Origin of the sequence: Branchiibius sp. NY16-3462-2, assembly GCF_001594145.1 — a bacterium.
In the GTDB taxonomy this organism is placed as follows: domain Bacteria; phylum Actinomycetota; class Actinomycetes; order Actinomycetales; family Dermatophilaceae; genus Branchiibius.
The window spans coordinates 330,467-351,126 of record NZ_LVCF01000025.1; the positions used below are offsets into that span (position 1 = coordinate 330,467).

General features: G+C 67.2%; 18 protein-coding genes. 4 read left to right on the forward strand and 14 right to left on the reverse strand.

Annotation, left to right across the window (positions count from 1 at the left end):
• Positions 1 to 30: 30 nt before the first annotated feature.
• Positions 31 to 192 (reverse strand): hypothetical protein, encoded by a 162-nt coding sequence (locus tag AZH51_RS07640; RefSeq protein WP_291522909.1) that lies wholly within the window; start codon positions 190 to 192, stop codon positions 31 to 33.
• Positions 193 to 273: 81 nt separating this feature from the next.
• On the opposite strand from AZH51_RS07640, the gene AZH51_RS07645 reads away from it, so the two are divergent.
• Positions 274 to 1,173: a LysR family transcriptional regulator gene (locus AZH51_RS07645; protein WP_291522911.1), complete on the forward strand. Its 900-nt coding sequence runs from the start codon at positions 274 to 276 to the stop codon at positions 1,171 to 1,173.
• Here AZH51_RS07645 and AZH51_RS07650 read toward each other — a convergent pair.
• The 5 genes from AZH51_RS07650 to AZH51_RS07670 form a co-directional block, all read right to left on the reverse strand.
• Entirely contained in the window at positions 1,166 to 2,188 is a 1,023-nt protein-coding gene (locus tag AZH51_RS07650) for a CapA family protein (protein WP_291522913.1), read from the reverse strand. The two genes, AZH51_RS07645 and AZH51_RS07650, sit on opposite strands and share 8 nt — an antisense overlap.
• Positions 2,175 to 2,360, reverse strand: a complete 186-nt coding sequence (locus AZH51_RS07655; RefSeq protein ID WP_291522915.1) for a hypothetical protein — start codon at positions 2,358 to 2,360, stop codon at positions 2,175 to 2,177. The genes AZH51_RS07650 and AZH51_RS07655 overlap by 14 nt, the downstream gene beginning before the upstream one ends.
• A 66-nt stretch (positions 2,361 to 2,426) precedes the next feature.
• The gene (locus AZH51_RS07660) at positions 2,427 to 3,644 is read right to left on the reverse strand and encodes a CapA family protein (RefSeq protein ID WP_291522917.1); all 1,218 of its coding nucleotides are present in this window, start codon (positions 3,642 to 3,644) and stop codon (positions 2,427 to 2,429) included.
• Positions 3,645 to 3,679: 35 nt separating this feature from the next.
• Positions 3,680 to 4,873 (reverse strand): acyl-CoA desaturase, encoded by a 1,194-nt coding sequence (locus AZH51_RS07665; RefSeq protein ID WP_291522919.1) that lies wholly within the window; start codon positions 4,871 to 4,873, stop codon positions 3,680 to 3,682.
• Positions 4,874 to 4,938: 65 nt separating this feature from the next.
• Positions 4,939 to 6,096, reverse strand: coding sequence for a ferredoxin reductase (locus AZH51_RS07670; protein WP_291522921.1), 1,158 nt, complete (start codon positions 6,094 to 6,096; stop codon positions 4,939 to 4,941).
• A gap of 108 nt (positions 6,097 to 6,204) precedes the next feature.
• Between AZH51_RS07670 and AZH51_RS07675 the strand changes: the two genes are divergently transcribed.
• Positions 6,205 to 7,359 carry a CdaR family transcriptional regulator gene (locus AZH51_RS07675; RefSeq protein ID WP_291522923.1) on the forward strand — a complete coding sequence of 385 codons (1,155 nt, stop codon included), beginning with the start codon at positions 6,205 to 6,207 and terminating at the stop codon, positions 7,357 to 7,359.
• A gap of 258 nt (positions 7,360 to 7,617) precedes the next feature.
• A complete protein-coding gene (locus AZH51_RS07680) occupies positions 7,618 to 8,880 on the forward strand; it encodes an NAD(P)/FAD-dependent oxidoreductase (protein ID WP_291522924.1) in 1,263 nt (420 codons plus the stop codon).
• A gap of 93 nt (positions 8,881 to 8,973) precedes the next feature.
• Here the strand turns inward: AZH51_RS07680 and AZH51_RS07685 are convergent, their stop codons facing one another.
• From AZH51_RS07685 to AZH51_RS07720, 8 genes are all read right to left on the reverse strand, one after another.
• A complete protein-coding gene (locus AZH51_RS07685) occupies positions 8,974 to 11,085 on the reverse strand; it encodes an FAD-dependent oxidoreductase (protein ID WP_291522926.1) in 2,112 nt (703 codons plus the stop codon).
• Positions 11,082 to 12,221 carry a M20 family metallopeptidase gene (locus AZH51_RS07690; RefSeq protein ID WP_291522928.1) on the reverse strand — a complete coding sequence of 380 codons (1,140 nt, stop codon included), beginning with the start codon at positions 12,219 to 12,221 and terminating at the stop codon, positions 11,082 to 11,084. Before AZH51_RS07690 ends, AZH51_RS07685 begins: the two co-directional genes overlap by 4 nt.
• Positions 12,214 to 12,888: a DUF1028 domain-containing protein gene (locus AZH51_RS07695; protein WP_291522930.1), complete on the reverse strand. Its 675-nt coding sequence runs from the start codon at positions 12,886 to 12,888 to the stop codon at positions 12,214 to 12,216. Before AZH51_RS07695 ends, AZH51_RS07690 begins: the two co-directional genes overlap by 8 nt.
• A complete protein-coding gene (locus tag AZH51_RS07700; RefSeq protein WP_291522932.1) occupies positions 12,885 to 13,313 on the reverse strand; it encodes a RidA family protein in 429 nt (142 codons plus the stop codon). The genes AZH51_RS07695 and AZH51_RS07700 overlap by 4 nt, the downstream gene beginning before the upstream one ends.
• Positions 13,310 to 14,896: a GMC family oxidoreductase gene (locus tag AZH51_RS07705; protein WP_291522934.1), complete on the reverse strand. Its 1,587-nt coding sequence runs from the start codon at positions 14,894 to 14,896 to the stop codon at positions 13,310 to 13,312. Before AZH51_RS07705 ends, AZH51_RS07700 begins: the two co-directional genes overlap by 4 nt.
• On the reverse strand, positions 14,889 to 16,376 hold the full coding sequence (locus tag AZH51_RS07710; protein WP_291522936.1) for an aldehyde dehydrogenase: 1,488 nt from the start codon (positions 16,374 to 16,376) through the stop codon (positions 14,889 to 14,891). Before AZH51_RS07710 ends, AZH51_RS07705 begins: the two co-directional genes overlap by 8 nt.
• 11 nt (positions 16,377 to 16,387) lie before the next feature.
• Positions 16,388 to 17,794, reverse strand: a complete 1,407-nt coding sequence (locus tag AZH51_RS07715) for a cytosine permease (protein ID WP_291522938.1) — start codon at positions 17,792 to 17,794, stop codon at positions 16,388 to 16,390.
• A gap of 141 nt (positions 17,795 to 17,935) precedes the next feature.
• Positions 17,936 to 18,895 (reverse strand): LysR family transcriptional regulator, encoded by a 960-nt coding sequence (locus tag AZH51_RS07720; protein ID WP_291522940.1) that lies wholly within the window; start codon positions 18,893 to 18,895, stop codon positions 17,936 to 17,938.
• Positions 18,896 to 19,030: 135 nt separating this feature from the next.
• On the opposite strand from AZH51_RS07720, the gene AZH51_RS07725 reads away from it, so the two are divergent.
• Complete coding sequence (locus tag AZH51_RS07725) at positions 19,031 to 20,656, forward strand: amidohydrolase (RefSeq protein ID WP_291522943.1); 1,626 nt, start codon at positions 19,031 to 19,033, stop codon at positions 20,654 to 20,656.
• Positions 20,657 to 20,660: the final 4 nt, after the last annotated feature.

Sequence of the window (20,660 nt, forward strand, 5' to 3'; positions counted from 1 at the left end):
TGGGACAGCCCGTCCCACACCCGTCGGCGGTCAGTAATGCCGGGGACGGTGCAGCAGGCGACTCAACAGACCCGGCGCGCGATCGGCGTACTCCGGGGCACCCAGGGCTCGTAGATCTGCGGTCATGCGTGCCCGGTCGCGGTCGGTGAAAGCGAGATGTTCGTTGTGGTTGTAGCTGTTTCGCGGTGTCATGTCTCCAGCGTGGCGCCCCTGATTGATTAGCACCAGCGATTCTTTCTGCATCACCATTCAGTAGTGCTGTACGGTCGGAGGATGATCGACGTCCACCGGCTGCGGGTGTTCCGCGCCGTCGTCGCCAGCGGTTCGGTGCAGGCCGCAGCGACGAACCTCGGCTATACCCCGTCGGCCATCAGCCAGCACCTGACCGCGCTGCAGAAGGAGACCGGCCTGGCGCTCTTCGCCAAGGACGGCCGCGGCATCGCACCGACACCGGCCGGCCGCGTTCTGGCCGAGCAGAGCGATGCGGTGATGGCTCAGTTGTCCCGGCTGAACGGTGTGGTCGACGACCTGCGGGAAGGACGCACCGAGACGCTGACCATTGCCAGCTTCGCCTCCGCGGGCCAGGTCTGGATGCCCCAGGTGGCTCGCGGGTTGCGTGATGAGTTCCCGGATCTGCAGCTGACGGTCAACCTGAACGAACTGCCGGGCGTGCAGCTCCCGGACGGCGCCCAGTTGGATCTGCGTACCGAGGATCCCTCCGGACCGCCGAGCACGATGCCGGGGTACACCCGCGTCCCGTTGTGCGAGGAGGACTACGTGGTGGCGGTTGCCGTCAATCATCCACTGGCACAACGGGATTCGATTGTCTTGTCCGAGTTGGCCGCTGAGCGGTGGATCAGTGACACCAGCGGAGCCGACATCTGCGCCGCGATCTTGCGAGGGGCAACCCAAGCTGCCGGGTTCACCCCACGCTTCGCCGCGGTGACCTCGGACCATCACTCGTCGCTGGCCTTCGCCGCCGCGGGGATCGGGGTCGCGGTGCTGCCGCTACTCACCGTCGCCACCCCACCGCCGGACATCGCGATCGTTCCGATCACTGACGGACCGCGGCGGCGGATCGTGGCGTTCGTGCTGGATGATGCGACGACCTCAGCCGCGGTGCAACGAACCATCGCCCTGTTGCGCTCGGTGAGCGCGAGCACCGTCAGCTGATCGCCGACAGGTTGCAACCGTTGCCGCGACTCGTGATGAGTTTCGAGGTGCGGGCCCAGGAGCCCGGGTCCACTGCCGCCGGTGCGCCGGATTCGGGTACGACGTACGCCCGGTAACCGTGTAACCGATCCACCCAGGTGGGCTGGTACTGCTCCTTCGCCGCAGTGATCGTGCCATCCGCAGACCGCTCGAATGTAACAATCACTCCGATGCCGTCCTGGGTCTGCACCGGATAGCCGAATTGCGTTCCCTGGTCGGACAATTGGTTGCCCAAGCCGTAGTTGACGAACATCCCGCCGATCTTGTCGCAGCCCTGCACCACGTGCGGATGGTTGCCGATGATCCAGTCGACGGCACCGGACTGTCCGATCTGCTGCGCCAGCGCGATGTCGTCGGCGTCCGGGGTGAATTTGAACTGCGTGCCCCAGTGCATCGAGACCACCACGATATCCGCTCCCGCCGCCCGGGCGGCCTTCGCGTCAGCGATAATCCCTTGTGCCCCAATGACACTGAAGAGGTTCTTCTTCAGGAACGGTGCCGATGCCGGGGTGCCCGTCTGACTGCCTTCGGCGAAGTTGTCGAGCGTGTAGCTGTAGGACAGTTGGGCGATCTTGAACCCGTCCGCTTCGTACCACGCGGGCTGTCCCGGCTTGCCATCCGCACTGTCCTGCGGCCCGGCCAGTTGCAGATCGTTGGCGGTCATGATGGCCCGGGTCTGCACCATCCCGGTCAACCCGTTGTCGAAGGTGTGGTTGTTGCTGAAGCTGCAGCCGTCGTACCCCGTGGCCCTGATTGCCGGCGCTACCTGGTGCGGGCTGTTGTGCACGATGCCGTGGCCGAGATTCGTATTCGTTTGTGACAGAGGCGTTTCCAGCTGGCAGATCGCTACGTCGGCTTTCGTGACCAGCGGTTTGAGGCCGATCAGTTGCGGCACGAAGTCATAGCCCGTGCCGCCCGCGTCAGCCTTTGCCTGCGCGATCAGACCTTCGTTGGTGAAGATGTCACCGCCAGCCATGATCGTGACGCTGCCGACTGGTTTGGCGCTGGTGCTCGCCGTGGTACTCGCTGTGCTTGAAGTGACCGACGTGCTGGAGGTCGTGCTCCCCGAGGATGGCGTGCTGCTCGCCGCGGAGGTGCCGGCCGACGAGGAGCCCGCGGTCGGCGTACCTGACGATCCACCCGAACACGCTGCCAGGCTGAGACCGAGGCCCGCCACGGCCAGGACGCAGACTCGACGGCGGATCACGGGCGGCTCAGCTGATCGCGGTCAGATCGCAGCTGTTGCCAGCTTTGTGGATCTGAACTTCGGTGCGGCCGTACGAGGTTGGGTCGATCGCCGGTGAGCCGCCGCTCTTGGGCACCAGGTAGACGCGGTAGCCATGCGTGCGGTCGACCCAGGTCGGCTGGTACTTCTCCGGTGACGGCGTGATCTTGCCGTCGGCGTCTCGGGTGAAGGTGACTTCGACGGAGATACCGTCCTGGCTCTGCGGCGGGAAACCCCACTGGGTGCCCATGTCGGACAACTGGTTGCCGAGCGAGTAGTTGACGATCATGTTGTCGATCCGCTCGCAGCCGTGCACGACGTGCGGGTGGTTGCCGACGATCCAGTTCACGGCGCCGGACTTGGCGATCTCGGCGGCCATCTGGGCGTTGTCGTCGTCGTTGGTCATCTTGTGCTCGGTGCCCCAGTGCATCGACACGATCACCAGATCGGCGCCTTCCGCGCGCACCTTCTTGGCATCGTCGATGACGCCCTGGGCGCCACGGACCATGAAGAGGTTCTGCTTGAAGAAGGGTGCATCAGCAGGCGTGTGCGTCATGTTGCCCAGCTGCAGATTGTCCGCGGAATAGGTGTAGGACAACTGGGCGACCTTGAAGCCCTTGGCTTCGTACCACGCCACCTGTCCGCCTGGGGAATCCGCGGGCTCGTCAGCACTGTCCAGCGGACCGGCGAGCTGTAATCCGTTGGCCTTCATGATCGCCCGGGTCTGCTTCATCCCGGACAAGCCAGCGTCGTAGGTGTGGTTGTTGGCAAAGCTGCAGCCGTCGAATCCGACGTCCTTGAGGGCAGTCGCCAGCTGGAAGGGGCTGTTGTGCCGCTTCTGGTAGCCCAGGTTGGTGTTGGTCTTGGTCAGTGGTGTCTCGAGCTGGCAGATCGCCAGATCCGCCTTCGACACCAGCGGTTTCAAGCCAGCGAGCATCGGGACGAAGTCGTACCCGTTACCGCCCGCGTCCTTCTTGGCCTGGGCCATCGGCAGTTCGTTGGTGAAGACATCGCCGCCGGCCATGATGGTGATGCTGCCGGGCGCTTTGCTGCTGCCCTGGGAGGCGGAGGAGGACGAGGAGCCGCCGGTCGCCGTACCTGCCGGCGGTGCTCCCGCCGGGCGCCCGTTCGCGTTGCTACACGCCGCCAGGCCGATCGCGGTAGCGGCAAGGGCAACGGGCAATAACGTAGTACGGCGGGTGGGCACCCCACGATGGTAGGTGCCCACCCGCCGTGCTCGAGTCAGGCCGCGGCCGTGTCGGTCTCCACGACGTTGGGCCGGACGCGCGACGGCAGCGCGGTCGGCTCGACCCGCTTGCGACGCGACGGGAACTTCAGCTTCGCGGCCAGGTGGTTGGGCAGCGAGAGGCGGATGACCTTCATCCACGCCGAGCCGACCTGCTTGGGCAGCGGACCGGTCATGTACTGCAGGCCGTAGCGCTCGCACACGTCCTTCACCGCCGGAGCGATCTCCTGGTAGCGGTTGCTCGGCAGGTCGGGGAAGAGGTGGTGCTCGATCTGGTAGCTCAGGTTGCCGGTCGCGATGTGCATCGCCTTGGAGCCGGAGATGTTGGCCGAGCCGATCATCTGACGCAGGTACCAGTCACCGCGGGTCTCCCCGACGATCGAGGTGCGGGTGAAGGTCTCGACACCCTCGGGGAAGTGACCGCACATGATGACCGAGTGGCTCCAGATGTTGCGGGTCACGTTGGCGATGGCGTTGGCGGCCAGGGTGGTCTTCCAGGCGCCGAACGGGGCGGCGAGCAGCGGGTTCAGGACGTAGTCCTTGGTCATCTGCTTGCGGATCTTGTTCAGGACCTTCGTGCCGTTGGTCTTGAAGACTTCCTTGTCGCCCTTGCCGGCCATGACCTTGCCGATCTCCAGGTCGTAGGCAGCGATGCCGTACTCGAAGAAGCAGGCGTTGATGCCGTTCCAGAGCGGCTGCGCCAGGTAGAACGGGCTCCAGCGCTGGTCCTCATCGACCCGCATGATGCCGTAGCCCAGGTCGTTGTCCTTGCCCAGCACGTTGGTGTAGGTGTGGTGCAACTCGTTGTGCGAGTGCTTCCACAGCTCGGCCGGGGCGGCGTTGTCCCACTCCCAGGTGGTGGAGTGGATCTTCGGGTCACGCATCCAGTCCCACTGGCCGTGCATCACGTTGTGCCCGATCTCCATGTTCTCCAGGATCTTCGCAACGGCCAGACCCGCGGTGCCGACGAAGAACGCGGGCTTCCACTTGGAGGCCAGCAGCACGCCGCGGCTGCCCATTTCGAGCCAGCGCTGGGTCTTGATCACCCGGCGGATGTAGCGCGCGTCCGCCTCGCCACGGGTGTCGATGACCGACTGGCGGATGGCGTCGAGCTCGACGGCGAGCGCGTCGATGTCCTCGCGGGTGAGGTGGTCGATCGGGCTGGTTTCCTTGCGCTGCAGGGCAGTCATGGGTTGCCTTTCCTGGTTCCGGTACGTCGAGTGGTCGAGTTGGTCTGTTGGTTCGTCGATCGCGGTTAGAGGACGATTTCGCACTTCCCGGCCGCGGCCGAGATGCAGGTCTGGACGAGGACGTTGTCGCCCTCGAGGGCTTGGGTGACTTCACCGGTGCGCAGGTCGCGGACCGCGCCTTCCCGCATCGGCAGGACGCAGCCGTAACAGATGCCCATGCGGCACCCGGACGGCATGAGGACGCCGGCTTCTTCGCCGATGTCGAGGATCGGTCGTGCGCCGTCGCACTCGAGTTCTTTGTCGATCTCGGTGAAGTGGACCGTGCCGCCCTCACCCGGCTCGACCAGCTTGGGCCGGAACTGCTCGACGATGAGCTGGTCGCGCCGACCCTCGCGCTCCCAGTGCTCTTCGAGCATCTCCAGCATGCCGGCGGGGCCACAGGCGAAGGTCTGCCGCTCGCGCCAGTCGGGCACGAGGCTGTCGAGTTCGACCGGGTCGAGCATGCCGTGGGTGTCGGTGTGCCGCTCGAGCAGCGTGAGGCGGCCCTGCTGCGCGAGGTCGTGCAATTCGGTGGCGAAGATGACGTCTTCAGGGCGGGGTGCCGAGTGCAGCATGACGACATCGAGGTCCTGCTGTGCGCCGACGGTGTGCCGCAGGATGCCCATCGCGGGCGTGATGCCGCTACCACCGGTCAGCAACAGCACCGGCTTGTCGAGGTTGTCGGGCAGGACGAAGTCACCCTCGGCCTGCTCCATCTGCACGATCTGCCCCTCGCGCAGGTGCTCGTGCAGGTAGGTGCTGACCGCGCCGCCGGTGAGTGCTTTGACGGTGACTGCGATCAGGCCGTCGGTGCGCGGCCCGGAGGTGATGGAGTAGGCGCGCCACAGTCGGATGCCGTTGATGTCGACACCGATGCGGGTGTACTGACCCGGCTTGTGGCCCTTCCAGGTGCGGCCCGGCTGGATGACGACGGTGATCGCATCCTCGGTCTCCCGCACGATCTGCTGCACCCGGCCCCGCAGGATGGTCGAGGTCTTCAGCGGGTCGACGAGGTCGATGAAGTCCTCGGGCAGCAGCGGGGTGGTGAAGCCCTTGACGACGCTGAAGGCGCGCTGCTTCCACTTCGACGCCTCCGTGCCCTGCGGCCGGAAGCGGTCACCGGAGTTGCGCACCGGCTTGCCCGAGGGCTGCCGGGCCAGGGCTCCGGTGTCATCGGTCCGCATGAACATCACCACCCTGCCAGTGTGGTGCGTTTCAGGGCGTAAAATCTTGGCCACGCGACGTGAATCTGCGCCGCGGAACTGTTCATCACGAACAAAGCAGGGGCAACCATGAACACCGAGGTCACCAGTCCCGCGCTGGGCGCTCGCCAAGTGGCGGCGGTGAGCCGCGAACTACCGCGGATCGCGGTGCAGTGTGTCGACGCCATCGTGACCGAGGTGCCCGCCTACCGCGTGACCCTGCGCGGAGATCTGCGGGTGGCGATTGAGCAGGCCGTGCAGCTTGCCCTGGCCGGCTTCCTTCGCCTGGCGGCCGGCCGACGCGTGGGCGATCCGTCGACTCCCATCGAGCAGTCCCTGGCCGGTGCGTATGAGTTGGGTCGCGGTGAGGCCAAGAGCGGCCGGCGGATGGATTCATTGCTGTCGGCCTACCGCGTGGGGGCGCGTACGGCGTGGCGCGAGATGTCGTCGCTGCCCGCCGTGCAGAAGGCCTCGGCCTCGGACGTCGCCCACTTCGCGGAGTTGGTGTTCGCCTACATCGACGAGTTGTCCGCGTCGTCGGTGACGGGTCACGTGGATGAGCTGACCGATGAAACCAACTCTCGCGGCCGATTGGCGAATGCGCTTCTGGCGGAACGTGATCCGGCGACGATCGAAGCCCTCGCGGCGGAAACGGGCTGGGCGTTGCCCGAGTCCTTGACCGCCGTACTGGTAGCGCCGACCAGGCTGTCCACGCTCCTCGGACGCCTGCCCGACGGCTGGTTGCGGGCCACGGACGATCCCGGCCGGCACGGCCTGACCGTCTTCCTCGTGCCCGGCGGCCGGGTCCGCTTGCTCAAGGCGTTGGGCGATCGACGCGCGTACGTCGGGCCCACCCGTCCGTGGGCGCAGGTCGCCACCTCTTACGGCCGGGCCACGCGCGCTGCGGAGTTGGACGCGTTGGGCGCCTTCGCGGCGGTCGAAGGGCCGATCGACACCGATGCGCACCTGTCGACCCTGGTGCTGAACTCCGACCCCGGAGCGCTCGCCGATCTGCGGACCCGGGTGCTCGATCCGCTCTCGGCAGAGAACGAGTCCTCCCGCGACCGCCTGGCCGAGACCCTGCGGTCATGGTTGTTGCACCAGGGCCGGCGGGACGCAGTGGCTGCCGAGCTACACGTGCACCCGCAGACGGTGCGCTACCGGATGACGCGGATCAGGGAGTTGTACGGCGACCGCCTGGACGACCCTTTTGTCGTTCGCGACCTCGTGATCGCCCTCGGCTGACCGCCCCCGCCGCCTTTCCGCCTCCACCGCGCTTTCACCCGCTTTGTGACAGGTTGTCCCACCGTGCCGCGATTCGTGGGACATCCCGTGCCGAAGTCGACGGGGCTGCGAGCCCGGTCATCGGATTCTTTGAAGTAGAAGGCCAATAACATCTGTTGGACAGGCACTAGTCGTGTCGTCAAGACTTTTCCTACCGTCCTTCAACCATCAGGCCGGCGCAACGTCGCGCAGCGCAGATGACGACCGGAAGAGTCCACCATGTCTGAATCCACCGAACCGCTGCGTGACGTCGAGGTCGCTGTGATCGGAGCCGGTCAAGCCGGCGTTGCCGCGAGCGAACACCTCGGTCGGTACGGGATCGATTACGTGGTCCTGGAACGCGACCGCATCGCCGAGCGCTGGCGCACCGAGCGGTGGGACTCGTTGGTCGCCAACGGTCCTGCGTGGCACGACCGCTTCCCCGGTCTGGAGTTCGACGACGTCGGCCCTGACGGGTTCGCCGCCAAGGAGCAGGTTGCGCAGTACTTCGAGAAGTACGCCGCGATGATCGACGCGCCCATCCGCACCGGCGTCAACGTCACCAGCGTGCAGCGCCTGGACGGCAGCCCCGGGTTCCGGGTCGAGACGTCAGACGGTTCGTTCACCGCCCGGTACGTCGTGGTGGCGACCGGACCCTTCCAGACCCCCGTGTTCCCACCGATCGTCCCGCAGAGCGACGGCATCACCCAGATCCACTCCTCGTCGTACTACAACCCGCAGCAGCTGGCGCCCGGCAACGTCCTGGTGGTCGGCGCCGGCTCCTCCGGGGTGCAGATCGCCGAAGAGCTCAACACCGCGGGGCGAGAGGTCTACCTGTCCGTCGGCCCGCACGACCGGCCCCCGAGGTCGTACCGCGGCCGCGACTTCGTCTGGTGGCTGGGCGTTCTCGGCCTGTGGGATGCGGAAACCCCGCCGCAGGGAGCCGAGCACGTGACGATTGCCGTCAGCGGTGCAAACGGCGGTCACACGGTCGACTTCCGCCGACTGGCCGAGGCCGGCATCACCCTCGTCGGGCGCACCGAGGCCTACCAGGATGGCTCACTGACCTTCGCCGATGACCTGGCCACCAACATCGCCCTCGGCGACGCGAACTACCTCGCGCTGCTGGATGCCGCTGATGCGTACATCGAGCGCAACGGCCTGGACCTGCCCGAAGAGCCCGAGGCGCGCGTCATCGGACCGGACCCGGCCTGTGTCACCAGCCCGCTGCACGAGCTCGATCTCGCCGCTGCCGGGATCACCACGATCATCTGGGCCACCGGTTTCACCCAGGACTACGACTGGCTGAAGGTCGACGCCTTTGACGAGAGCGGGCGACCGATCCAGCGTCGCGGTGTCAGCGCCGAACCCGGGGTCTACTTCCTGGGCCTGCCGTGGCTGTCCCGGCGCGGCTCGAGCTTCATCTGGGGTGTCTGGCACGACGCGAAGTACGTCGCTGACCACATCCAGACCCAGCGCGGCTACCTCGCCTACGAGGACTGAGCGAAACCCGTTGAGCGCAAACCTTTTTGGCGCCGTGGCGACACGATTCTTCGAGAATCACGTCGCTACGGCGCCAAGAAGGTTGAGAGGGACCTACTGTTCGTAGGCCAGCGACCGGTCGAACTCCCACGCCGGGGCCAGCTGCGTGACCTCACGCCGGAATTGCACCGCATCGTTGGCCAACACCGGCGCGTCGAACTCCTCGGCGGCCTTGCGGCCCGACCACACGGCAGCCGCGATCGTGCCCGGCGCCCAGCAGTCGCCCACCCCGCGCACAGTGGCCAACCGGCCGTCCGCTGCCAGTGGCGACAACTCGTTCAACAGGTCTTCCCGCGGCAGGCGAGCGGTCACCATGACGACCGCATCCGCCTCGAGCGACCGCAGCCCGCCGGTGTAGACGTCTGCGACCTGGACCGATCCGGCATCGACCGACACCAACGCGGTGTCGATCACGCGAGTGACGCCCTTCTCGATCAACCGCGCCTGGATCTTGCCCACCTCGAAGGTGTGCTGGGTCCATGGCGACACCTGGGACGTCGTCGTCACGATCGACACGTCGTACCCCTCCCCGGCCAGCAACTCCGCGACCACTCCACCCAGGTAGTAGTAGTCGTCGTCCCACACCACGACCTTCTTGCCCGAGGGCCGGGTCCCGGCAAACAGGTCGTTCGGCGTAAGGACGGAGGCGCCGTCCGCGATGGGAACCGGCGTCGTGTGCCAGCGGCCGACCCCGTCGGCTCGCCAGGTCGAACCCGTCGCCACGATCACGTTCTCGAACCCGAAGTCCTCGATATCGCCTGCGGTCATAGGGCTTTCGCGATACACCTCGACGTTCGGCAGATCGTCCAGCGCCAGTTCGCGGTAGTCGCGCACCCGTCCCCACGCACTCAGACCGGGCAGCTTGGACTCGTCGGTGACGCGCCCACCAAGGTGGCGCGAACCCTCGACCAGCGTCACTTCATACTCACGTACGCCGAGCGCCCGGGCCGCTTCCAATCCGGCTGGCCCTGCACCGACTACCAGCACTTTGGCCTTGGATTCGCGCACCCGGATCTTCTCCGGGTGCCAACCGCGCCGGAACTCCTCACCCATACTCGGGTTCTGCGTGCAGCGGATCACCGACATGGTCTGGTCACCGGTGACGCACACGTTGCAGCCGATGCACTCGCGGATCTTGTCCAGCCGACCAGAGCGAATCTTGTTGGGCAGGAACGGATCTGCGATCGATGGGCGAGCTGCACCGATTAGATCAAGGATGCCCTTGCGGACCTGGCGGACCATCTCATCCGGCGAGGTGAACCGGCCCACGCCCACGACCGGCTTGCTGGTCAACTGCTTCAACCCCGCGACGTACTGCTCCTGACTGCCCTCGGCGCCGAAGCGCGACGTGAGCGAGCACTCCTCCCACGAGCCCATCGCGAAGTCCCACAGGTCCGGCACCTCACCGACCGTTTCCAGCACCGCCGAGATGTCCTCGCGACCCACGCCGCCGACCCCGAACTCGCCATCGACCGCGATCCGGCAGGCGACGGCGGCTCGACCGGCGACTTCCTCCTGGGTGTCCTCCAGGATCTCCCGCAGCAACCGCATCCGGTTCTGCACGGAGCCGCCGTACTCGTCCGTGCGCTGGTTGTAGCGCGGCGACAGGAAGTGGTGCAGCCCGCTGTACCCGTGAGCGGCGTACACATAGATCACGTCGTAACCCAGCTCGACCGATTTGCGGACGGCGGTGCGGTGCCACCGTCGCAGATCGGCGATATCGGCCTTGGTCATCGCTCGGGCCTGCACCGGCGCGATCGTGTCCGGCGCTACCGGCAGATGCGCCGGTCCCAACGGGGTTTCGCGGCTGTAGAGGTTCGGGGCGTTCATCCCGTTGTGCGCCAACTCGATACCCGCCAGCGCCCCGCCTTCGTGGATCGCGTCGGCGATCCGGGCGAGCACCGGCAGATCCTGGTCGTCCCAGATGCGCAACTCGATGAACGGGGCAATATCCGAGGTGGCGTGGATCTCGACCTGCTCGGTGCACACCACACCCCAGCCGCCCTCGGCCTTCACGCGCCGCATCGCGGCTTGTGCGCTCGGATCGCGGTAGCCCATGCCGTTGCAGTGCGGGACCTGGTAGAAGCGGTTCTTGGTGGTGCGCGGACCGATCTGGACCGGCTCGAACAGAATGTCGTACGGCGAGGGGCTGGCCTGGTCAGTCACGAGAGATCCTTGCTGGGTGAGAAATGGTCGATCGCGGTCCAGGCCAGGGCAACCGCTGCGTCGAACAGCGCTTGCTCGGCAACCGGTCCCACGCAGTGCTCGGCGAATTCCTTCTGATGGTTGACCGCCGGCAGGCTGCCCACACCGATGTAGGGGTGAATGGCCGGGACAGTCAGCGACACGTTGCCCATATCGGTCGAGGCCCGATTCATCCGGCCGCCGAGATCAGCGTCGGCAAAGGATCGGCCGAGCGCGATTGCGTTGGCCTTGTAGAGCGCGAGAACGTCCTCTGCTGTGTGGAATTCGCTATACGGAGCGGACTCGGGCTCGATGCTCAAGGTGCACCCAGTCGCCAGAGCGCCTGCCTCGAAACACCGGCGGACCCGCTCCTCGACGGCCGTGAGCTCGGCCAACGTCTCGGCGCGCACGTACCACCGGCCCTCGGTCCGGTCGGGGATAACGTTCGGCGCATCGCCACCCTTGGTGACAATGCCGTGCACCCGCACGGATGCCGGAAGTTGTTGGCGCAGTAGGGCAATCGCGAGTTGCGCGATCGTGAAGGCGTCCGCCGCGTTGACCCCCTGCTCCGGATACGCGGCGGCGTGGGCCGCCTTGCCGGTGTAGGTGATGTGCGAATGGGAGACCGCGTACGGCCGGGCTTCGGCAACGTCGACTGGTGCGGGGTGGGCCATCATCGCCAGGTCGAGACCGGCGAACGCGCCGCGTTCGAGCAGTTCGATCTTGCCACCACCGCCCTCCTCGGCCGGCGTCCCGTAGACCTCCACCGTTAGATCCAGCGCAGAAGCGACAGCAGCCAGCGCACGACCAGCGCCGACAGCGACGGCCGAAATGAGGTTGTGGCCGCAGGCGTGCCCCAGGCCCGGCAGCGCGTCGTACTCCGCCATGATGCCGACCCGGCGCGAACCCGATCCGGCCACGGCACGGAAAGCCGTCTCCAAACCGAGATAGGGCTGTTCCACGGTGAAGGCCGGCCCTAGCGCAGCCGCCACCGCCACACTCGAGCGATGCTCCTGCCAGGCCGTCTCCGGCGCAGCGTGCAACTGCTCGGACAACTCGACCAGCGACGGCCGCGAGGCGGAAACCGACTCGTAGGCCGTCGTTTTCAGGTCACTCATCGCCGGGAACCCCGTAGGCCGGTGCCGTGCTGGGGTCCAGTCCCCGGGTGACGTAATCCGCCTCCTGGGGGGCCCACAACTCCCACAACTGCTGCAGATCCGACAGCGGCGAATCCGACCAGTCGACCCGGAGATCGGTCACCGGCCAGGACACCTGATCCACGATCAACATCCCGGCCGAATGCACCGGACCAGCCTCGCCGCCCGCGTCCGCTCCCGCACGCAGCGCCGCGATCAGGCGGTCGCCCAGTGGTAACTGCGAAGTCCGCTCGAACTCGGCCAGCATCGCAGCGGGCACCCCGTCGTTCGCCAGCAGATTGCCCGCAGCCACCGCACCGTCACCGACCGCACTGCCGTGCACGCCGAGCGTGCGCGGTCCGGAATGCGCTGCCGCGCCGCCTTGTCCGTCGACGATCGTCAGCTGGCGGTAGTCGCTGAACGGTCCGGCATCGACTACCAGATCCAACGCTTCCTGGGCGGAGTGTCCGGCAGCGACCGCGTCCAGGAGAGCCGTGCCCAGTGACGGGTCGGTGATGTTCTGGCTCGCCGCGACGCCGACTCCGGCCCGGGCGTGCGCACACCGGGCGGCGACCGCCGGGCTGGAGGAGGACACGATGATGCCGAAGCGACCCGTGCGCGGGCATCGTGCCGCCAGGGAGAACGTCACGGGATCACCGCGACGACGCCGACCTCGACCAGCCATTCCGGCCGCGCCAACGCCTGGACGACCAGGCCGGTCGAGACGTAGAAAACACCGGAGAGCCGCTCGCCCATGACCCGGTAGACGGCTTCGCGATGCCGGATGTCGGTCAGGTAGATGTGGCAACTGACGATGTGCTCGGGCTTGGCACCGGCCTCGGACAGCAGCAGCAGGATGTTGTCGCAGACCTTCTGCGTCTGACCGGCAGCGTCGCCCACCGCGACGTTCTCCCGGCTGTCGAGATCCTGGGCGACCTGACCGCGCACATAGACCGTGTTACCCGCGACGACGGCCTGGCACAGGTCGTTGCCGAGGTTCTGCTCGGGGTAGGTGTCGGCGGTGTTGAACGGACGGATGCGGCGGTGGCCGCCGACGACGATCTCGTCGGTCACGGTCGGGCTCCTTCGGGAGTTGGGATGGTTTCGGTGATCAGATCGGCAGCCCGCTCGGCCACCAGCATCACCGTCACGACCGGGTTGGTCGCGGTCAGCGTGGGAAACACCGAGGCGTCGGCGATCCGCAGACCCGCGATCCCTCGGACGTTGAGGGCGGGATCGACGACGGCGGCCGGGTCGTCCGGCGCACCGATCCGGCAGGTGCCACTGACGTGATAGACGGTCTGGTGGGTGTCGCGCAGGATCGCCGACAACTCCTCTTCGTCCTCGACCTCTGCACCCGGGAAGAGCTCTCGCCCGACCCAGGACCGCATCGGTTCCTCGCGCGCGATCACCCGCGCTCGGCGTACACCCTCCACCAGCAACCTCTCGTCGCGCCCCTCGGCGTCGCTGAACGACCGGTAATCGATCGCGGGCGGCACGTCCGGGTCGGCCGACGTGATCCAGGTGCGACCCCGGCTGAGCGGCCGGGCGACGTTGGGCGCGATCGAAATGATGGTGGGCGGCAACGGCTCCTGGCCGTGGTCGGCCCGGTAGCGGTCGGCGTGCACCGCCCACGGTTCCACCGGGAAGTGCATCAGGATGTCCGGCCGGTCATCGGGGGTGGCGTCGCTGATCATCGCGCCGGCGTCCCAGCCGCTCGCGCAGGTGTCCGGCGGCGTGCGCCGCGCCTCCCAGACGATCAGGCCCTCGACGTGGTCCTGCAGGTTGGCCCCGACGCCGGGCAACTCGTGCCGCACGGGGACACCCGCTGATTCGAGTACGTCGCGTGGACCGATCCCCGACAACTGCAGCAACCGTGGGGTGTCGATAGCGCCCGCGCACAGGACGACCTCGCGGGTGGCGGACACCGTGGCGGTGGTTCCGTCGGCGGCGCGGACCCGCACACCGGTGGCACGGTGCCCGTCGTCGGACAGCACGATCTCAGTCGCTCGCAGCCCGGTCAGTACGGTCGGCAGCGGCGTGCCAGGGACCGCCTCGTGCAGGTAATGGATCGACGTGGATGCCCGCACCCCCGTTTCCGGTGTGTAGCCCACCTCGAAAAAGCCTGCCCCGCTGGGTGATTCGTCCAGTCGCCCGTCGTTCCAGGCATCCTGCACCGGTACGCCGAGTGCGGACGCCGCGCTGGCCACCACGTCCGCGACGAACGGGTTCTGGTCCTTCGGCGGCACGGGTTGGATAGGAGTCTGCAGCCGCTTGTAGAGCGGCAGCACGGCGTCCGGGCCCCAACCCGCGGCGCCAAGAGACTCCCACTCGCGCAGGTCAGAGGCCAGCGGCCGCCAGGCGATCATGGTGTTCGCGGTCGAGCAGCCGCCAAGGATCCGCAACCGCGACAGCCGGATGTGGGAGTTGCCGCGCTCGTTGGGCTCGCTTCGATAGTCCAGGTCGTACTCGCCCTCAAGCATCTCGGCCCAGCGGCGCAGGTAGCGAGCCCGCGGTTCGTCCTTGTCGGACGGACCCCATTCGATCAGGGCGACGTCGTGACCACGCTCGGCCAGCCGGGCCGCCAGCAACGACCCCGCGGTGCCGCCACCGACGACCACGAACTCGTGAGATGAGTCAGAGGCGGTCTCAGCCATAGTGCACCCAGGTCGTCTTTAGCCCGGTGAACTTGTCCATCGCGTGCAGCGACAGGTCGCGGCCGTAGCCGGACAGGCCGAAACCGCCGAACGGAGTCGAAACATCCAAAGCGTCAACGCAATTCACGGAGACCGTACCGGCCCGGAGTGCGCCAGCCACCTGGTGCGCGCGGCGCAGGTCATCGGTCCACAGGCCGGCTGCCAATGCGTACGGCGTGCCGTTGGCGACTGCGGTCGCTTCATCCACGGTGTCGACGACGTGGGTGACCAGTACCGGCCCGAAGACCTCGGTCTGGGCGATCCGCGCAGTGGGCGCAACATCGACGAGGATCGCCGGACGGACGAAACACTCTGTTGGAGAATCAGGTTCGAGGTCACCGCCGATCACGGACGCCGCCTCGTCTGCTCCTGCGGTCAGCAGGGAACGCACCTGTGACGCCTGCCCGAGGCTGACCAGCGGCCCCATGTCGGTCGCCGGGTCCAGCGGGTCGCCCACCGTGATGCTCGCGGTGCGCGCCAGCAGCCGCTCGGTCAACGCATCAGCAACCCCGCGTTGGACGACCAGACGCGAGGTGGCTGAACACACCTGGCCGGCATTGGTGAAGATGCCGCCGGTGACCCCGTCGGCGACCGCGTCCAGATCGGCGACGTCGTCCAGGACCACGACGGCGCTCTTGCCGCCGCACTCCAGCCACACCTGCTTCATGTTCGACTCGCCGGCGTAGCGCTGGAAGAGCTTGCCGACCTGCGTGGAGCCGGTGAAGGTGACGGCATCGACGTCGGTGTGCCGACCGAGCGCCTGACCGACCACCGGTCCGTCGCCCGGGACGACCGACAGCACACCATCAGGCAGCCCTGCGTCCGAAGCCAATTCGCCGAGGCGCAGCGCCGACAACGGCGTCTCCTCCGAGGGCTTGAGCACCACGCTGTTGCCCACGGCCAGGGCAGGCGCGAGCTTCCAGATCGCCATCTCCAACGGGTAGTTCCACGGCACGACCGCCGCGACGACACCCAGCGGTTCGCGGGTGACCGTGGCCAGATCGCCCGGCCCGGTCGGCGCCACCTCGCCGTACACCTTGTCCAGGGACTCGGCGTACCAGCGCAGGATGGCAGCAGAGCCGGGGATGTCGATCGCGGTCGTGTCGACGATTCGCTTGCCGCCATCACGGCTGTCCAGCAGGGCCAGCTCGTCCAGGTTCGCCAGGATCAAGTCGGCCAGTCGGCTGAGCACAGCGGCCCGCTCCCGGGGTGCCCGCCTGCTCCAGTTGCCCGAGGAGAAGGCGCGTCGTGCCGCTGCCACCGCCAGGTCCACGTCGTGCTCGTCGCACTCGGCCACCTCGGCGATGACCGCTCCGGTCGCCGGGTCCAGCGTGGGCCGGGTGCGGCCGCTGCTGCTGGCTACCGGCCGGCCGTTGATCCAGGCCAGACCGGCGGGGCGCAGCGCGGCCGCTGCGGCGGCCCATTCAGAAGCAGTCTTCACAGAGTCGATCCTCAGACGGTGGCGTCCGCGGCGAGCACGACGTGCGAGCTGCGTGCGGCCTTGGCCCAGAAGTAGTAGACGGGGCAGATGACGGCCAGGCCGACGATCCAGGAGATGTCGACGCCGTTCATGGCCTTGGCGATCGGACCGGTGTAGAGCGCATTGGACAGGAACGGCAACTGCACCAGGATGCCCAGGACATAGCAGCCGACGGCCGGGACGTTGAACTTTCCGTAGATCCCACCGTCCGGCTCGAAGAGCGAGTCGATGTCGTAGTCGCCGTGCCGCAACAGGTAGAAGTCGACCAGATTCACGGCGGTCCAGGGGATCAGCACGCACATCAGCAACAGCATGAGGTTGCTGAAGTTGCCTAGGAAGTTGTCCTTGCCCAGCAATCCGATGACGCAGCTGATGGCGAACAGCGCAATGCAGACGATCACGCGCATCGAGGCCTGCGGTCGCCACTTCGGCCACAAGGTCTGGCCGATGGTGAGCGTGGATAGCGCGCCGCAGTAGAGGTTCATGGCGTTCGTGGCCGCGATGCTCAGCGCAAAGACCGCCAGCACGAAGGCGCCGAACCCACCGGCCCCGTCACGCACCGCCGAGATGGTGTCGTCCTTCGGGAAGGCGGCACCGAGGACCGCGCCCAGCAGCATGGGCAGTAGCGAGCCGAGAACGCACCCGGCGTACGTCGCCCAGAAGGCCGCGCGCACGCCGGTGTCCTTAGGCATGTAGCGGGTGTAGTCGGACACGTAGGGGGCATAGGCGATCTGCCACAGAGCGGCCAGCGACAACGTGCTCATGAAACCGGCCCAGGTGAACGATCCGACGGAGAAGGTGCCGCTGGGCAGCTTGATGACGAAGAGCATGACCAGCGACAGCAACAACGCGAATCCGGCCAGGGCACTGAGGAATCCGGCCATCGCGTGGATGACTTTGTAGCCGAAGACCGCCCCGAGCACCCCGAGGACGCCGACCAGCAGAATGGCCGGGGTCTCACCTATCCCGGTCAGGCTCGCGAGCGCCTGGCCGCCGAGCACCATGTTGGAGGCGAAGAAGGCGGTGTACATCAGCACCACGATGGAGACGACTAGCAGGCTGCCGTAGGAACCGAACTGGGCGCGCGTCTGCAGCATCTGGGGCACCCCCATCTGCGGACCCTGGGCGGCGTGCAGTGCCATGACGACACCGCCGACCAGGTTGCCGATGATCAGGGCGATCGCGGCTGCCCACACCGGCAGACCGAAGACGAGCGTGGCCAACACACCGGTGGCGACGGTCAGCAGCATGATGTTGGAGCCGAACCAGATGGTGAAGAGTTGCGAGGCCTTGCCGTGCCGTTCGTCGACAGGGATGTGCTCGATGGTGCGAGCTTCGAGAGTCTCTGTGAGCGTGGGGGTTTCGGGTGACGATGCCATGGAGCGTCTCCTAGCAGTGCGGTTGCGCGGGGCGCGATGTCAAGGGGAATGCACCACGATGTGCGATGGGCACAGGGGCTGTGCCGGATCCCCCAACGATGTGGCGTCAGCCAGTCATTTGTCCATCACACAAAATCGGCGTTACCCATCTGTTTTGCCGATACCCACCGGCTCCAGACCGCCGATCGCCTGGCATTGCTCAATGAACGCCGTGGCCTTCCGCGTCAGCCGGGTGCCGTCAACCCACGCCGCAACCGCATCGAGCGTCGGCAATTCGTCCTTGATCTCCAGGGCGACGACGGGGCCGCCGCTGTAGCTCTCGTCGCTGGCCGGGCGCTGGTTCAGGATGGAGTAGCCGTGCCCAGCCGCCACCATGGAGCGCACCGTTTCGAACAACCGCGAGCGGTAGCCGATGGTCGGTTCGACCCCGACCTGGGCGAACAGCGAGCGGAAGTAGGTCGCTGTGTACGGCAGGTCCAGAAGGACCAACCGGTCGTCGGCCAGTTCGGTCAGCGACACGCTGCGCCGCCCAGCGAGGTGATGACCGACGGGGACCAGCACGTACGGCGGGATGGTCGCGACCGGGACCGCGCGCAGCTCCGTGCCGAGGTCGTAGCTGTACATCACCGCCACCTCGAAGGCGCCGTCCCGCAGTCCCTTCTTCAAGTCCGCGTGCTCCGCCTCGATCACGGTGAGGTCGACGCGGGGGTAGCGATCGGCGTACTCCGTGACCAGCCGGGGCAGCATGAACGGTGCGATCGTCGCGAACATGCCGACGCGCAGTTCGCCCATCAGCATCTGGCCGGCGTTACGTGCGGCGTCGGCCAACTCCTGACTGTGGGCGAGGAAGCCGCGCAACTCGGTGTAGAACTCCCGCCCGGCCGGGGTGAGCGCGAGGCCACGGGCGTGATGGCGCAGCAGCAGTTGGACGCCGAGCTCCTTCTCCAACTGGGCGACGGCCGTTGAAACCGCCGATTGCGAGACCACCAGCTCGCGGGCGGCCGCGGTCATGCTGCCGTGCTCGGCGGCAGCGGCGAAATAGCGCAACTGGACGAGCGTGAAGTTCGGCAGGCGCTTGCCTGATCGGTCCTGCGCGGCCACGAACCCCTCCGGTGCAACAAGAAATCAGATGACTTTCATCAACAGAATCAGCTGAGCTGAAACTCAAACGTAACCGCACCGCCCCTTCCGACGTGGGAGGGTCTGCGGAACTGGTGCCGAGCGTAGGAGGATTCAATGTCAGCCGACACCGTCTTCCGCGGCGCGATCCGACCCTCCGCGGCAGCCCCGCTGACCGATGTCCTCGCGGTGCGCGACGGCGTCGTCGTGGCCCTGGGCGCCGCCCGATGCGCCGACCTGACCGGCCCGGCCACTCGCGTCATCGACGTCGACGGAGTCGTGCTGCCGGGCTTCGTTGATGCGCATGTGCACCCTGCGATGGGTGGCCTGAACCGCATGCATTGCGATCTGGACGAGGTCCACGGGCGGGAGCCCTATCGTTCCCTCATCCGTGCCTACGTCACCACCTCGTCGTCCGAGTGGATCGTCGGATCAGGCTGGTACGGCGACGTATTCACCGGCGGGTTCCCGACGGCTGCCGAGTTGGACAGTCTGACCGATGGCCGACCCGCGTGTTTCATGAGCCACGACGGACACGGCGTGTGGGTCAACAGCGCCGCCTTGGAGCGGGCGGGTATCGATGACACCACCCCTGACCCGGACGGTGGCCGGATTGTCCGTGCCGAATCGGGCCGCGCCACCGGCATGTTGGTGGAATCCGCAGCCAACCTGGTCACCGACCTGCTCCCTGCGCCGAGCGAAGCAGAGATCGAGCAGGCGCTGCTGGAGGCCCAGAGCTACCTGCATTCGGTGGGGATCGTCGGCTGGCAGGACGCCGGCGTCGGCGAATGCCTCGGATTACCAGACACATTCGAGGCCTACCGGGCGCTCGACGCCTCCGGTGCGCTGACCGCCCGGGTCACCGGTGACCTGTGGTGGCAGCTGGACGGTGACCTGGGTCAGATCGACGGTTTCGTACGCCGCCGCGAGACCACCCGTGCCGCCCGCCGGTTCCGCGCGACCGGAGTCAAGGTCATGCAGGACGGCGTGTGCGAAAACCTCACGGCTGCAGTGCTGGAGCCCTACCGGGGCCACCCCCACCAGCACGGTCTGAGCTTCCTGGAACCGGCCTGGCTGCGCGAGCTGGTCGGCGCTCTCGCCGCCGCCGACTTCGACGTGCACCTACACGCGGTGGGCGATCGCGCGGTGCGCGAGGCGTTGGATGCGATCGAGTCCGCGCCGCACCGCTCGGATGCCCGCCACCAGATCGCACACATCGACCTGATCGACGCCGCCGACATCGACCGCTTCAAGCGACTGGGGGTCATTGCCAACGTCTCACCGTTGTGGGCCCGCGAGGACCGGGTACTGGTAGAGACCAAACTGCCGTACCTGACCGACGAGCAGCGCCGGCGGCATTTCGCCTTCAGCAGTCTGCACGGGTCGGGCACCGCTCTGGCCTTCGGATCGGACTGGCCCGTGTCGAGTCCGGATCCGCTCTGGGCGATCCACGTGGCCGTGAACCGGACTGCGCCACAAGCAGATCCGCATGCCGCCGACCAACACGCCCAGCGTGTCCCGCTGTTACCGGACGAAGGGCTGGACGTGGTGACAGCCGTTCACGCCGCAACGGCCGGCGCCGCCCACGCCTCCCGACTGGACCGCAACGGTTCCCTCGAGATCGGCATGGCTGCCGACCTCGTGCTGCTGGATCGCGATCCGATCACCACAGCGCCGGACGAGCTCTCCACCATCCGGGTGCACGCGACGTACGTCGATGGCGCCCCTGTCTTCACTGCCTGACCCC